14 protein-coding genes and 1 tRNA gene are annotated in these 13,473 nt (G+C 46.6%); 12 read left to right on the forward strand and 3 right to left on the reverse strand.

The features are described 5' to 3' along the window. Window positions 1–7 precede the first annotated feature (7 nt). On the forward strand, window positions 8–958 hold the full coding sequence (gene whiA, locus GKZ89_RS10270) for a DNA-binding protein WhiA (RefSeq protein WP_155112313.1): 951 nt from the start codon (window positions 8–10) through the stop codon (window positions 956–958). Between the two features lie 65 nt (window positions 959–1,023). Then, window positions 1,024–1,281, forward strand: coding sequence for an HPr family phosphocarrier protein (locus GKZ89_RS10275; RefSeq protein ID WP_155112314.1), 258 nt, complete (start codon window positions 1,024–1,026; stop codon window positions 1,279–1,281). 45 nt (window positions 1,282–1,326) lie between these two features. On the opposite strand, the gene clpP is transcribed toward GKZ89_RS10275, so the two are convergent. Then, window positions 1,327–1,929 carry an ATP-dependent Clp endopeptidase proteolytic subunit ClpP gene (clpP, locus tag GKZ89_RS10280; protein WP_162356698.1) on the reverse strand — a complete coding sequence of 201 codons (603 nt, stop codon included), beginning with the start codon at window positions 1,927–1,929 and terminating at the stop codon, window positions 1,327–1,329. A 206-nt stretch (window positions 1,930–2,135) separates the two neighbouring features. On the opposite strand from clpP, the gene GKZ89_RS10285 reads away from it, so the two are divergent. Further along, window positions 2,136–2,393: a DUF2164 domain-containing protein gene (locus GKZ89_RS10285; RefSeq protein ID WP_155112315.1), complete on the forward strand. Its 258-nt coding sequence runs from the start codon at window positions 2,136–2,138 to the stop codon at window positions 2,391–2,393. A 55-nt stretch (window positions 2,394–2,448) separates the two neighbouring features. Next, a tRNA-Arg gene (locus GKZ89_RS10290) sits at window positions 2,449–2,527 on the forward strand. A gap of 637 nt (window positions 2,528–3,164) precedes the next feature. Here GKZ89_RS10290 and yvfG read toward each other — a convergent pair. Next, a complete protein-coding gene (gene yvfG, locus GKZ89_RS10295; RefSeq protein WP_155112316.1) occupies window positions 3,165–3,383 on the reverse strand; it encodes a protein YvfG in 219 nt (72 codons plus the stop codon). A 59-nt stretch (window positions 3,384–3,442) separates the two neighbouring features. Here yvfG and rpoN point away from each other — a divergent pair, with 59 nt between their 5' ends. From rpoN to eno, 8 genes are all read left to right on the forward strand, one after another. Further along, on the forward strand, window positions 3,443–4,771 hold the full coding sequence (gene rpoN / locus GKZ89_RS10300; protein WP_155112317.1) for an RNA polymerase factor sigma-54: 1,329 nt from the start codon (window positions 3,443–3,445) through the stop codon (window positions 4,769–4,771). After that, window positions 4,764–5,033, forward strand: coding sequence for a glutaredoxin family protein (locus GKZ89_RS10305; protein ID WP_155112318.1), 270 nt, complete (start codon window positions 4,764–4,766; stop codon window positions 5,031–5,033). The genes rpoN and GKZ89_RS10305 overlap by 8 nt, the downstream gene beginning before the upstream one ends. A gap of 99 nt (window positions 5,034–5,132) precedes the next feature. Next, window positions 5,133–6,149, forward strand: coding sequence for a sugar-binding transcriptional regulator (locus GKZ89_RS10310; protein ID WP_155112319.1), 1,017 nt, complete (start codon window positions 5,133–5,135; stop codon window positions 6,147–6,149). 51 nt (window positions 6,150–6,200) lie between these two features. Continuing rightward, window positions 6,201–7,208 (forward strand): type I glyceraldehyde-3-phosphate dehydrogenase, encoded by a 1,008-nt coding sequence (gene gap, locus GKZ89_RS10315; protein WP_155112320.1) that lies wholly within the window; start codon window positions 6,201–6,203, stop codon window positions 7,206–7,208. A 147-nt stretch (window positions 7,209–7,355) separates the two neighbouring features. Next, on the forward strand, window positions 7,356–8,540 hold the full coding sequence (locus tag GKZ89_RS10320; RefSeq protein WP_155112321.1) for a phosphoglycerate kinase: 1,185 nt from the start codon (window positions 7,356–7,358) through the stop codon (window positions 8,538–8,540). A gap of 194 nt (window positions 8,541–8,734) precedes the next feature. Beyond that, entirely contained in the window at window positions 8,735–9,496 is a 762-nt protein-coding gene (gene tpiA / locus GKZ89_RS10325; protein ID WP_155112322.1) for a triose-phosphate isomerase, read from the forward strand. After that, window positions 9,489–11,018, forward strand: a complete 1,530-nt coding sequence (gpmI, locus tag GKZ89_RS10330) for a 2,3-bisphosphoglycerate-independent phosphoglycerate mutase (protein ID WP_155112323.1) — start codon at window positions 9,489–9,491, stop codon at window positions 11,016–11,018. Before tpiA ends, gpmI begins: the two co-directional genes overlap by 8 nt. A gap of 70 nt (window positions 11,019–11,088) precedes the next feature. Beyond that, window positions 11,089–12,384 (forward strand): phosphopyruvate hydratase, encoded by a 1,296-nt coding sequence (gene eno, locus GKZ89_RS10335; RefSeq protein ID WP_155112324.1) that lies wholly within the window; start codon window positions 11,089–11,091, stop codon window positions 12,382–12,384. Between the two features lie 48 nt (window positions 12,385–12,432). Here the strand turns inward: eno and GKZ89_RS10340 are convergent, their stop codons facing one another. Further along, complete coding sequence (locus tag GKZ89_RS10340; protein ID WP_155112325.1) at window positions 12,433–13,443, reverse strand: S66 family peptidase; 1,011 nt, start codon at window positions 13,441–13,443, stop codon at window positions 12,433–12,435. Between the last annotated feature and the right edge of the window lie 30 nt (window positions 13,444–13,473).

Genomic DNA, 13,473 nt, shown 5'->3' on the forward strand with positions numbered 1-13,473 from the left:
GCAGAATATGTCTTTTGCATCCGAAACCAAAAAAGAACTGACACAGGTTGAAATTAAGGGCTGCTGCCTGAAAGCCGAACTCTCGGCTCTAATCAGGATGAACGGCTCTCTTTCCTTCTCCAACAGGAAATTGGTATTGGATATCCAGACAGAAAACGCGGCGATTGCCCGCAGAATTTATATCCTGCTTAAACGGCAATATGATGCAACCGTTGAGCTTTTGGTACGGAAAAAGATGCGTCTTAAAAAGAATAATGTATATATTGTCAGACTGACAGAGCAGGCGAAGGAAATCCTGGAGGATTTAAAAATACTGGGAGAATCCTTTACATTTGTTAGAGAAATCTCACCCGAACTGATTCAGAAAAAATGCTGCAGACGCTCTTATATGAGAGGAGCTTTTCTTGCAGGGGGCTCAGTAAACAATCCGGAAACGTCCTCTTACCATCTTGAGATCTTTTCCCTTTATAAAGAGCACAGCGATTCATTAAGCAGCCTGATGAATACATTTCATTTAAACAGCAAGTCCCTGGAGCGGAAAAAAGGGTACATCGCTTATATGAAGGAAGCTGAGAAAATTGCGGAGTTCCTCAACATCATCGGGGCCCATACAGCACTTCTGAAGTTCGAAGACATCCGCATTGTAAGGGATATGAGAAATTCCGTTAACAGGCTCGTCAATTGTGAAACCGCTAACCTGAACAAAACCATTGGGGCTGCTTTAAGGCAGGTAGAAAATATCCGCTATATTGACAGCAAGATCGGGCTCGATATGCTTCCTGATAAATTAAGGGAGATTGCAAGGCTTCGGGTCGATTATCAGGATGTTACGTTAAAGGAACTAGGGGAAATGGTATCAAGCGGAACCATCAGCAAATCCGGCATTAACCACCGGCTGCGGAAGCTTGATCAAATTGCGGACAACTTAAGAGCCGGCAAGCCGGTCACCATGAAATAATGACTCCGGGAAATTGTGCCTAGCAGCACTTTATATAATGATCAATCATGGGAGAGGGGATTTATATGGTAGAAAAGCATGTGGAAGTCCGCCTTAAAAACGGCTTGCAGGCGCGGCCGGCAGCTTTGTTCGTCCAGGAAGCCAATCGCTACGGATCGGATATATTCCTTGAAAAAGAAGGAAAGAAAGTGAATGCGAAAAGCATCATGGGGCTTATGAGTCTTGCCATTGGGACGGGCTCTGCTATCACGCTGATTGCAGAAGGCCATGACGAAGAAGAAGCGCTGGAAGCTTTAACGGAGTACGTGCAGCAGGAAGTTTAAACATAAAAAAACGGATTTGCAAGCGCAAATCCGTTTTTTCTATCATTACTTGGTATTTTCGCCAAGAGTGTTGCGTTCCATCACTTTATCGATCAAACCATACTCCAATGCTCTCTCAGCTGTCATGAAGTTGTCGCGGTCTGTATCGCGGCTGATGATATCCATCGGCTGTCCAGTACGCTCAGAAAGGATCTGGTTCAGCTTGTCACGAAGGAAAAGGATGCGTTTAGCGGCAATCTCAATTTCAGTTGCCTGTCCCTGTGCTCCTCCAAGCGGCTGATGAATCATAACTTCACTGTTCGGAAGCGCATAGCGTTTGCCTTTTGCTCCGGCTGCAAGCAGGAACGCACCCATAGATGCTGCCATACCGATGCAGATGGTGTTGACATCCGGCTTGATAAACTGCATCGTGTCATAGATGGCCATACCGGCTGTGATGGATCCGCCGGGGCTGTTAATGTACAGTGAGATATCCTTTTCAGGATCCTCTGCTGCCAGGAACAGAAGCTGTGCGACAACAGCGTTGGAAACATTATCGTCAATGCCGCTCCCAAGCATAATGATTCGGTCTTTCAACAAGCGGGAATAGATGTCATATGCACGTTCTCCGCGGTTCGTTTGCTCGATTACTGTAGGAATTAAATTCACAGTAAAGCCTCCCTTTTAATATGTAATTTCAATATGTACTCTCATCATACAATTATGGTCAATAAAGGTCAAACAAAAAAGATCGGGTAAAAAATGCAAGCTTAAATCGTATATGGCTGTAATCATCATACCCGTTCATACAATATTTAAACAGAGCCTGCAGAATTTGGAGAACGAAAAATTGAACGCAAAGGGGCCTTTATCACATGATCAAACTGAAAAAAGAAGCAAAAGCCGAAATGATCTCAAAACTTCAGGACTACCTCTATAAAGAGTGGGATGAAGAGATCGGAGACCTGGCCGCAGAAATCTTCCTGGAATACATCGGCAAGGAGCTTGGCCCGTATTTCTATAATCAGGGGGTCGAGGATGCAAGAGCGCTTCTCAGCGAAAAGCTGCTCGACCTTGAAGAAGAATACTACTCTTTGGAAAAGCCGCTTCACAAAAGAAAACTTGATTCATAAAAGTACTTGCTAATTATACTTTAGTGTCATATAATACTTATTGCTGACACTAAAGGCGCTCGTAGCTCAGTCGGATAGAGCGGTGGTTTCCGGTACCACGTCTGTCGGGGGTTCGAATCCCTCCGAGCGCGCCAATCATACATACTCAAAGTCCTCTGCTGCTGTAGAGGGCTTTTTTTGTGCACTCAGGTTTTTAAGGCAGGCCAAAATTAAGCAGTTATGGGCGGAAATGCAAAAGAAAGAGTGCTGCAGCCTGGAAAAGCGGCTGTTTTTCAGCAGAAATACAGGGGCAGCAGCGAACAGACCAGTGATTTCAGTAAAAAGCCAGCATTATTCCAACAATTTGACTGAGAACGGGAGGGCAATCCACCTTATTCGCGGTTCAGCTAATCGGTTTTCAGCTTTTATTTGCGAAAATTTCAGGATATTTGCGAAATCCGGCCGCTTATTTGCGAAAAAATTTATATATTTGCGATACTGGAGAACTTATTTGCGAACGCAAATAAAACCTATATGTGCCGGTGACCTCACGTTGCTTCCTTCCCCCGGCTCCGGTAAATGGTAAACCGCCCAGCTGGTCCCGCTCACCTGAACAAATAAAACCCCGGAAGCTGCTCCGGGGTTATTGTCTATGATTTTGGTCCATCCACTAAAGAAAGTATGTACACTCCAGTGCACGGGGCACTGGTTTGGAATGGATGGAGTGTGCAGCAGCATTTCACTGCTGATTTAAGAATTGTACCAGAATTTTTTCTGCGAGGGAAGTGTAAATCATTTCTGCTCTGCTTTTACCGTATTATAGGCTTCGTCCAAATTCTGGATCCTTTTTAAAACCACAGCGTTTTTAGTGAGCTGATCCTGAACGAGAGTAGAGACGACGGATCTGTAGTAGCTGTTCATTGCGTCCGTTTTCGTCATTTTTCCCTGGTTCATGTCAATGTGCTGGCGGAAGTTCTGCTGAAAATATGGGGTGGAGAATAATTCGCTCATTTAAAATCTTCCTTTCAAGTGTCGTTTGTCTTCATGTAAAATAGAAGGAGGGGGGTGCGATGATGAAAATGAAAACAGGTATGGTGCAGGAGCAGTCACTCAAGCTTCATTTGACGCATGAGCTGAAGCAGTCCCTGGCCCTTCTTCAATATAATTCGATCGAGCTTGAGCAGTATGTACGGGAACTCGCCCTGGAAAATCCGTTAATCGAAATCAGTGAACATCAGATTGCAGATGTATTTTACCATAAGAAGCATCGTGATGGGAGAAACAGGGACAGCAATCCAATCGAAGCTTATACGGAACAGAGGATGAGCCTCCTCGAGTATTTGATCAGACAGCTGAGAGTAACGGACGCACCCGAACGGCATATAAGGGGAGCGGAAATACTGAGTGCCCAGTTAAATGAAAACGGTTACTTAATGGGAGATGCTGCTGAAATACTCGCCGAATATGGATATGCCGGGCTTGAAGCACATCAAAGCCTTAAGCTCCTGCAAAGTATGGACCCGGCAGGAGTGGGTGCAGCAGACCTTCAGGAATGTCTGATCCTCCAGCTGCAGCGTCTTGGAAACAAAGGAAAGACAGCAGAGAAACTCATAGACCGCCACTTTAATCTGTTCGCGGGACATTCTTTTAAGGAGCTCTCCAAAGCCAGTGGCTGCACCTTGAAGGAAGTACAGGCGGCGTACGATCTTGTCCGGACCCTTCTCCCGAAGCCTGGAAGTTTGTTTCAAAATGAGCCTACCTCTTACGTAATCCCGGATCTCATGATGGAAAAGACAGACGGAGTGCTGCAGGCGGAATACAACAGCGTTGCGCTCCCAGAAGTTCAGATCAGCTCCCGTTACAGCAAGTACCTTGGGGGGGAAGATGTAGATCACTATCTGAGTGCGAAAAGGCAGCAGGGAATGTGGCTCTTAAAAAGCATTCATCAACGAAAAGAGACAATGGTTAAAATAATGAAAGAAATCGCACAGAGGCAGAGCTTATATTTTCATACCGGAAAAGCAGGGGACCTGAAACCGCTGACCCTGTCCTGTCTTGCTGATGCCTGCGGTGTTCATGAATCGACGGTAAGCAGGGCCATCAGAGGGAAATACGTTCAGACCCCTTATGGGATGCTGGAGATGAGATTCTTCTTAACAAACCGGCTTCCTTCGCAAACGGATGAAGCAAAATCGGCAGCAGGGGCAAAAGAAATGATCGCCAAGCTCATTGAATTAGAAGATAAAGCCGCTCCGCTTTCGGATCAGATGCTTGCTGCTGCTCTACTGGACAGCCATGAAGTAAAGATATCCCGAAGGACTGTCGCAAAATACAGGGAACAGCTGAAAATTCCGCCTTCTAGCCACAGAAAGCGATACTCGGAGGCGTTCTATGATTAACCTGGCCATTTATACCAGACAGGGCTGCCATCTTTGTGAGGATGCCCTATTAATAGTAGAAGAGTTGAAAAAGGAGTGGGACTTCACGTACTTTGTTCTTGATATCGGGCAAAGTGACACGCTAACAGAAGAATATGGATTGAAAATTCCTGTGATTGAACTGGACGGCAAGGAGCTTGCTTTCGGACTGGTAAAAAAAGATTTTTTAAGTAAGCGGATACAAGAACGTATAAGGATTGAATGTGAACCCGGTCCCTGCTAAAATAAATAGTGCAGCAGGGATTTTTTTTGCAGTAAGCGGGACATAATATGTCTCGTAGGGACATTTTGAGTCCCGATTCCACGTTTGAAAGGATCGCATATGAGAGAAATGATAGAGGTACAAAAGAAACTGGTTCCCGATCTGCTTCAGCTGATGCAAAAGAGATATCAAATCCTGCAATACATACGGCTTATGCAGCCCATCGGACGCAGAAGCCTTGCCATCAGCCTCAGCATCAGTGAACGGATACTCCGGGCAGAGGTACAGTTCCTTAAAGACCAAAATCTGATTGCGATTGAAACTTCAGGCATGACCCTTACGGAAGACGGTTCAGTACTGCTGAAAGCTCTGGAAGAAATGATGAAGGATGTTTTAGGTCTCAGACTTATGGAAAATAAGTTAAGAGAGAGGCTGAAGCTCAAAAATGTGATCATCGTTTCAGGAGACAGCGACGAGTCGGAATGGGTCAAGCAGGAAATGGGCCGGGCCTGTGTCGGCTGTATAAAAGAACGCCTCTCGGAAGATACCACTGTCGCTGTAACGGGCGGAACGACGCTTGCTGCTGTGGCTGAGATGATGACACCCGATCCGAACCGCAATCTTCTTTTTGTTCCGGCAAGAGGAGGACTCGGTGAGAACGTTCAGAACCAGGCGAATACGATTTGCGCGAAGATGGCCGAGCGTGCAATGGGGAATTACCGGCTGCTTCATGTTCCTGACCAGCTGAGCCAGGAAGCGTGGCAGTCATTGACCGATGAGCCGTCTATCAAAGAGCTTTTGAAAATCATCAAGTCTTCAAGTATGGTTGTTCATGGAATAGGGGATGCTATGACAATGGCAGAACGGCGTAAAACTGCTGCTTTTGATATGGAAAAAATCGAACGCGGTGAAGCTGTTGCAGAAGCATTTGGCTACTATTTCAATGAAAACGGCACTGTGGTCCATAAAGTTCACACAGTCGGAATCCAGCTGGATGACCTTGCAGGTCTGAAGCATGTGATTGCTGTAGCCGGAGGATCCTCGAAGGCAAAAGCGATTCACGCCTACATGAAGCAGGCTCACGATTCCATTTTAATTACGGATGAAGGAGCAGCAAAAGAGTTATTAAGGGATTAATACTCCCTAAATATAAAATTTTATTTCTCACTTTAAAAGGAGGAAACAAACATGGCAACAAAAATTGGTATTAATGGATTTGGACGTATCGGACGTAACGTGTTCCGTGCAGCTTTGAACAACGAAAACGTAGAGGTAGTAGCAGTAAACGATCTTACAGATGCGAACATGCTGGCTCACCTACTAAAATATGACTCTGTACACGGCAAGCTTGACGCAGAAGTTTCTGTTGACGGCAATAACCTGATCGTGGACGGAAAAACAATCAAGGTAACTGCAGAGCGCGACCCTGCTAAACTTTCTTGGGGCGAAATGGGTGTAGAAGTAGTTGTTGAATCAACTGGTTTCTTCACAAAGCGTGCTGACGCTGCGAAACACATCGAAGCCGGCGCTAAAAAAGTTATCATCTCTGCTCCTGCAACAGATGAAGACATCACAATCGTTATGGGTGTTAACCATGACAAATACGATGCGGCTACTCATGACGTTATCTCTAACGCATCTTGCACAACGAACTGCCTTGCACCATTCGCAAAAGTACTGAACGACAAGTTCGGCATCAAACGCGGAATGATGACAACTGTTCACTCTTACACAAATGACCAGCAGATCCTTGACCTGCCGCACAAAGATTACCGCCGTGCACGTGCAGCTGCTGAAAACATCATCCCGACAACTACGGGTGCTGCTAAAGCTGTTTCCCTTGTTCTTCCTGAACTTAAAGGCAAATTGAACGGTGGAGCAATGCGCGTTCCGACTCCAAACGTTTCTCTAGTTGACCTTGTAGCTGAGCTTGATAAAGAAGTAACAGCTGACGAAGTAAACAACGCTCTTAAAGAAGCAGCTGAAGGCGATCTTAAAGGAATCCTTGGCTACAGCGAAGAGCCGCTTGTATCCGGAGATTACAACGGAAACATCAACTCTTCAACTGTAGACGCTCTTTCCACTATGGTTATGGAAGGCAGCATGGTTAAAGTAATTTCATGGTATGACAACGAGAGCGGCTACTCTAACCGTGTCGTTGACCTTGTAGATTACATCGCTTCTAAAGGACTTTAATTCATCTCATCCGGTTACGTTTGGACGTACCGGGTAAGAAACGATATAATGAAACCGGAAAAGGGGAAGGGGATTTACAGCAATTCCCCCTCCCTTTTTCTATGGGTTTTATTGCAAACCACCATGCGCAAGAAGGAGGCCTTTGAAATGAACAAGAAATCTGTTAAAGACATCGAGATTCAAGGAAAAACTGTATTTTGCCGCGTTGACTTCAACGTTCCAATGGATAATGGCAAAGTAACGGATGACACACGCATCCGGGCTGCTCTTCCAACCATCCAGTACATGGTTGAACAGGGAGCGAAGGTATTGCTTGCAAGCCACCTTGGACGTCCTAAAGGCCAGGTTGTGGAAGAACTTCGTCTGAACGCGGTTGCAGAACGTCTTCAAGAGCTTCTGGGCAAAAATGTAGTGAAAACAGATGAGGCTTACGGAGACAGCGTGAAGGAAGAAATCGCAAAGCTTGAAAACGGCGATGTGCTTCTTCTTGAAAACGTCCGTTTCTACCCGGGCGAAGAGAAAAACGATTCTGAGCTGTCAAAATCATTTGCTGAACTTGCAGACGTTTATGTGAATGACGCATTCGGCGCAGCACACCGTGCACATGCATCTACAGCAGGAATCGCAGAGCATCTTCCAGCCGTTTCAGGTCTTCTGATGGAAAAAGAGCTGGATGTCCTTGGAAAAGCCCTGTCTGACCCTGAGCGTCCGTTCACGGCGATCATCGGCGGAGCAAAAGTAAAGGACAAAATCGGCGTGATCGATCATCTGCTTGATAAAGTGGACAACCTGATCATCGGCGGCGGACTTGCCTATACGTTCATTAAAGCTCTCGGACATGGTGTAGGAAAATCTCTTCTTGAAGAAGATAAAGTGGATCTGGCTAAATCCTTCATGGACAAAGCAAAAGCAAACGGCGTAAACTTCTACATGCCTGTGGACATTGTTGTAGGAGATGATTTCTCCAACGATGCAAATACTCAAGTAGTAGCGATCGATAACATCCCGGAAGATTGGGAAGGCCTTGACTGCGGACCGAAATCCCGTGAGATCTATGCGGATGTAATCAAAAAATCCAAACTTGTGATCTGGAACGGACCTCTTGGTGTATTTGAACTTGAACCATTCTCCCATGGTACAAAAGCAGTGGCCGAGGCTCTTGCAGAAGCTGACGATACATATTCGGTCATTGGCGGCGGAGATTCAGCTGCAGCTGTTGAGAAGTTCGGTCTGGCTGATAAAATGGACCACATCTCAACAGGCGGCGGTGCTTCACTGGAATTCATGGAAGGCAAAGAACTTCCTGGAGTAGTGGCTTTAAACGATAAATAATCGCAAGACTTTTTGAGAACCGGGCAGACTGCAGCAACAGTCTGTCTGATGATCAAACCTGCTGGCTCCTCCCGGATCCGGAAAAGCTCCGTAATACCGGCGCAGCTAGCGGCTTCCAGGACGGGGCAGCGAATACAAAAGCATTGGCTGTGTGCGCAGCCAAGAGACCTTTTAATCAGAAAGGACGGCTTATGATGAGAAAACCAATCATTGCAGGAAACTGGAAAATGAACAAAACGCTTGCAGAAGCTAAAAGCTTTGCCGAGGAAGTTAAAGGCCAGGTTCCTTCTTCCAGCCAGGCAGATGCGATCGTTTGTTCACCGGCTCTATTCCTTGAGCGTCTCGTTGATGCAGCAAAAGGAACAGATCTTAAAATTGGTGCGCAAAACATGCACTTTGAAGAAAACGGTGCTTTCACAGGGGAAATCAGCCCTGCTGCATTGAAGGATTTAGGCGTGGACTACGTTGTTCTCGGACACTCTGAACGCCGCGAAATGTTTGCTGAAACAGACGAAACAGTAAACAAAAAGACACTTGCTGCTTTTAAGCACGGTCTTACTCCAATCGTTTGCTGCGGTGAAACGCTTGAAGAACGTGAGTCCGGAAAAACGAATGACCTTGTTGGAAACCAGGTGAAAGCAGCGCTTGAAGGTCTTTCTGAAGATCAGGTCAAGCAAACTGTTATCGCTTATGAGCCAATCTGGGCGATCGGAACGGGTAAATCTTCAACTGCAGAGGATGCGAACGAAGTATGTGCGCACATCCGCAAAGTGGTTGCAGAGCAATTTTCGCAAGTTGCAGCTGATGCAGTACGCATTCAGTACGGCGGAAGTGTTAAGCCTGCCAACATTAAAGAATATATGGCTCAATCCGATATCGACGGAGCTCTAGTCGGCGGAGCAAGCCTTGAAGCACAGTCCTTCCTCCAATTGCTAGAGGGTGGAAAGAATGAGTAAGAAACCAGTTGCATTGATTATCCTGGACGGTTTCGGACTTCGCAGAGAAACAGAAGGAAATGCTGTTGCACAAGCGAATAAGCCGAATTTTGACCGTTACTGGGAGCAATACCCGCATTCTGAATTAACGGCAAGCGGAGAAGCTGTCGGCCTTCCGGAAGGCCAGATGGGGAACTCTGAAGTCGGGCATTTGAACATCGGAGCGGGGCGCGTGGTCTATCAAAGCTTAACGCGCGTAAATGTTGCCATCCGAGAAGGCGAGTTTGAAAAAAATCAAACCTTCCTGGATGCCATGAATCATGCGAAAGAGAACGGCACAGCCCTTCATCTGGCAGGACTTCTTTCAGATGGCGGCGTGCACAGCCACATCGAGCATCTTTTCGCATTGCTTAAGCTTGCTAAATCTGAAGGCATTGAAAAAGTATATGTACACGGCTTCCTTGACGGACGTGACGTCGGCCCTCAAACAGCAGAAAAGTACATCAAGGCCCTTCAGAAAAATCTGGAACAATACGGCGGAGAACTGGCAACCGTTTCTGGACGCTATTATTCCATGGACCGCGACAAACGCTGGGACCGTGTGGAAAAAGCGTACCGTGCAATGGTTTACGGGGAAGGACCCGATTACCGCGATCCGCTCGAGCTTGTTAAAGATTCGTACGAAAATGGAATCCATGATGAGTTCGTCATTCCTTCTGTCATGACGAAGGAAGACGGTTCACCAGTTGGAACCATTCAGGATAATGACAGCATCATTTTCTACAACTTCCGTCCTGACCGTGCGATTCAGATTTCCAACACGTTTACGAATGCTGATTTCCGCGATTTTGACCGCGGCGAAAAAGCACCGAAAGATGTGTACTTTGTAAGTTTGACTCATTTCAGTGAGACAGTGAAAGGGTTTGTTGCTTTCAAACCTGTCAATCTGGATAACACGATCGGTGAGGTTCTTGCCCAAAACGGCCTGAAACAGCTCCGCATCGCTGAAACAGAAAAGTACCCCCACGTAACGTTCTTTATGAGCGGCGGCCGTGAGGAGAAATTTGAAGGAGAAACAAGAATTCTGATTGATTCTCCAAAAGTGGCAACGTACGACCTGCAGCCTGAAATGAGCGCCCATGAAGTGACGGATGCACTTCTGGCTGAAATTCACGGCGATAAGCAGGATGCGATCATTCTCAACTTCGCGAATCCGGATATGGTTGGCCACTCAGGCAAAGTAGAACCGACGGTGAAGGCGATAGAGACGGTTGATGAATGCCTTGGCAAAGTCGTAGACGCGATCCTTGAAAAGGGCGGTACTGCGATCATCACGGCAGATCACGGAAATGCGGATATCCTCATTTCAGAGAACGGTGAGCCTCACACGGCACACACAACCAATCCTGTTCCGGTTATCGTCACAAAACAAGGCCTGGAGCTTCGTGAAGATGGAATTCTCGGTGACCTTGCTCCTACGATGCTTGATCTGCTGGATGTTGACAAGCCAAGCGAAATGACAGGTACGTCTTTAATCAAATAAAAGCTGTGTGAATTACAGCCATTTTTATCAGAACTAAAATAAAATTTTTAACTAAAAGGAGAGAAATTAAATGCCAGCTATTGTTGATGTATATGCACGTGAGGTCCTTGACTCCCGCGGTAACCCAACTGTTGAAGTAGAAGTATACACAGAATCAGGCGCTTTCGGACGCGCACTAGTACCAAGCGGTGCTTCCACTGGTGAACACGAAGCAGTAGAACTTCGCGACGGTGACAAAGAACGCTACCTTGGAAAAGGTGTTCTTCAAGCAGTAGAGAACGTAAACAACGTAATCGCTGAAGAAATCATCGGTCTTGACGTAACAGATCAAGTTGGAATCGACACAATCATGATCGAACTTGACGGAACAGAAAACAAAGGCAAATTGGGCGCTAACGCAATCCTTGGTGTTTCCATGGCTGTTGCTCATGCTGCTGCTGACTTCGTTGGCCTTCCGCTTTACCGTTACCTTGGCGGATTCAACGCGAAACAGCTTCCAACTCCAATGATGAACATCATCAACGGCGGATCTCATGCTGACAACAATGTAGACTTCCAGGAGTTCATGATCCTTCCTGTCGGAGCACCTACATTCAAAGAAGCAATCCGTATGGGAGCTGAAGTATTCCACGCTCTTAAATCCGTACTTAAAGGCAAAGACCTGAACACAGCTGTTGGTGACGAAGGCGGATTCGCTCCGAACCTTGGTTCTAACCGCGAAGCTCTTGAAGTAATCGTTGAAGCGATCACGAAAGCTGGCTACGAAGCTGGCAAAGACATCATGCTTGGCATGGACGTTGCTTCTTCTGAGTTCTACAACAAAGAAACAGGCAAATACGATCTTGCAGGCGAAGGCCGCACTGGCTTGTCTTCAGCTGAAATGGTTGATTTCTACGAGCAGCTTGTGAATGAATTCCCGATCATCTCCATTGAAGATGGACTTGACGAAAACGACTGGGATGGCCACAAGCTTCTGACTGACCGCATCGGCGGAAAAGTTCAGCTTGTTGGAGACGACTTGTTCGTTACCAACACGAAAAAGCTTGCTCAAGGAATCGAGCAGGGCGTAGGCAACTCCATCCTGATCAAAGTTAACCAAATCGGTACGCTTACAGAAACATTCGAAGCGATCGAAATGGCTAAACGTGCTGGCTACACAGCTGTTGTATCCCACCGTTCCGGTGAAACAGAAGACGCGACAATCGCTGACATCGCTGTTGCAACAAACGCTGGCCAAATCAAAACTGGATCTATGAGCCGTACAGACCGTATCGCAAAATACAACCAGCTTCTTCGCATCGAAGACGAGCTTGGCGGTCTTGCGATCTATGATGGCATGCAGTCTTTCTACAACCTTAAGAAATAAGGTTTGGAATAGTGAAAGCCCCTTATCCTCCAGATAAGGGGCTTTTTGCTATTTAAAAGTCTGTCTAACCGTTCCCTTGCCGCTGCCTGCCTCTACCTCGGCGAATGCGCCGTTCACAAACGTGATTTGCGGCGGGACATGCCCGCAGTCAATATCATAAACGACAGGAATTTGAAGTTCGTCTGCAATTTCTCTGTACACGTCCTCCGCCGTGTATCCCTCAACAGGATCATTCGCGGCGCTTCTTCCGAACATAATGCCTGAGCAGTTATGGAACCAGCCGGCAAGCTTCATCTGAACAAGCGATCTTTTAAGCGACGTCGTATTCATTTCACAGTTTTCTAAAAACCAGACGACCTGCTCATTGTTTGTTCTTTCTCTAAAACTGCTCAAGTCGCCATATTCTGTACCAATAAGATGATGGATCACATCGATGCATCCTCCAAGCAGCCTTCCGCTGAAGGTTTCAGGGCCGCCGGATACGGTTTTCCATTCCGTCTTTTCTGTTAAGTGAAAAACACAGGGTGAGGGATTGTCATGCTGCCATTTTTTCTGGTAGTGGTCAGAGGATGTTTGGACAATGTCATCCCCCTTTTTGGCAGAAAGCACATCCAGCCATCTTGCTGTTGTGCCATCGGAGTACTCTCCTCTGATATCGATTAAGTTCGTGCCATGTGAAGTTGCGATGCCTGTTTTTAACGTAACAGCAAGCAGCATGGCACTGCAATCCGAATACCCGAGAATCCACTTCGGCTTCATCGCATCAAAATCTACATATGGAAGCATTTCAATCAGAAGCTCTCCGCCCCACGGAGGAAAAATAAGATGAATGGAATCATCCGCCATCATTTGGTTCCATTCCGCGGCCCGTACCTTTGCCGGGGCAGACTTTGCTTTTTCCTGTGTCCACACCGTGTCTCCAACGATGGGGATCATTCCTTTTTCTTTCAGCCTCGCTGCCGCCTGGTGGACGAGCATATGAAGCTCTTCCGGAACACCGGAAGACGGTGCCGTGACACCAATAACAGGATTGATCTGCAGGTTTGGATACTGGATCATGAAACTCCCCCTTTAGTTACCTGTTATTTT

This window comes from Metabacillus mangrovi (assembly GCF_009711125.1).
GTDB classification, from domain to species: Bacteria; Bacillota; Bacilli; order Bacillales; family Bacillaceae; genus Metabacillus_B; species Metabacillus_B mangrovi.

Bases quoted from the DNA above. Each gene is read 5' to 3' on its own strand.
- rpoN (WP_155112317.1), top strand. From the start codon at position 3,443: ATGATGAAAATGAAAACAGGTATGGTGCAGGAGCAGTCACTCAAGCTT.
- tpiA (WP_155112322.1), top strand. From the start codon at position 8,735: ATGAGAAAACCAATCATTGCAGGAAACTGGAAAATGAACAAAACGCTT.
- GKZ89_RS10320 (WP_155112321.1), top strand. From the start codon at position 7,356: ATGAACAAGAAATCTGTTAAAGACATCGAGATTCAAGGAAAAACTGTA.
- eno (WP_155112324.1), top strand. From the start codon at position 11,089: ATGCCAGCTATTGTTGATGTATATGCACGTGAGGTCCTTGACTCCCGC.
- GKZ89_RS10305 (WP_155112318.1), top strand. From the start codon at position 4,764: ATGATTAACCTGGCCATTTATACCAGACAGGGCTGCCATCTTTGTGAG.
- gpmI (WP_155112323.1), top strand. From the start codon at position 9,489: ATGAGTAAGAAACCAGTTGCATTGATTATCCTGGACGGTTTCGGACTT.
- GKZ89_RS10285 (WP_155112315.1), top strand. From the start codon at position 2,136: ATGATCAAACTGAAAAAAGAAGCAAAAGCCGAAATGATCTCAAAACTT.
- GKZ89_RS10310 (WP_155112319.1), top strand. From the start codon at position 5,133: ATGAGAGAAATGATAGAGGTACAAAAGAAACTGGTTCCCGATCTGCTT.
- whiA (WP_155112313.1), top strand. From the start codon at position 8: ATGTCTTTTGCATCCGAAACCAAAAAAGAACTGACACAGGTTGAAATT.
- yvfG (WP_155112316.1), bottom strand. From the start codon at position 3,383: ATGAGCGAATTATTCTCCACCCCATATTTTCAGCAGAACTTCCGCCAG.
- GKZ89_RS10275 (WP_155112314.1), top strand. From the start codon at position 1,024: ATGGTAGAAAAGCATGTGGAAGTCCGCCTTAAAAACGGCTTGCAGGCG.
- GKZ89_RS10340 (WP_155112325.1), bottom strand. From the start codon at position 13,443: ATGATCCAGTATCCAAACCTGCAGATCAATCCTGTTATTGGTGTCACG.
- gap (WP_155112320.1), top strand. From the start codon at position 6,201: ATGGCAACAAAAATTGGTATTAATGGATTTGGACGTATCGGACGTAAC.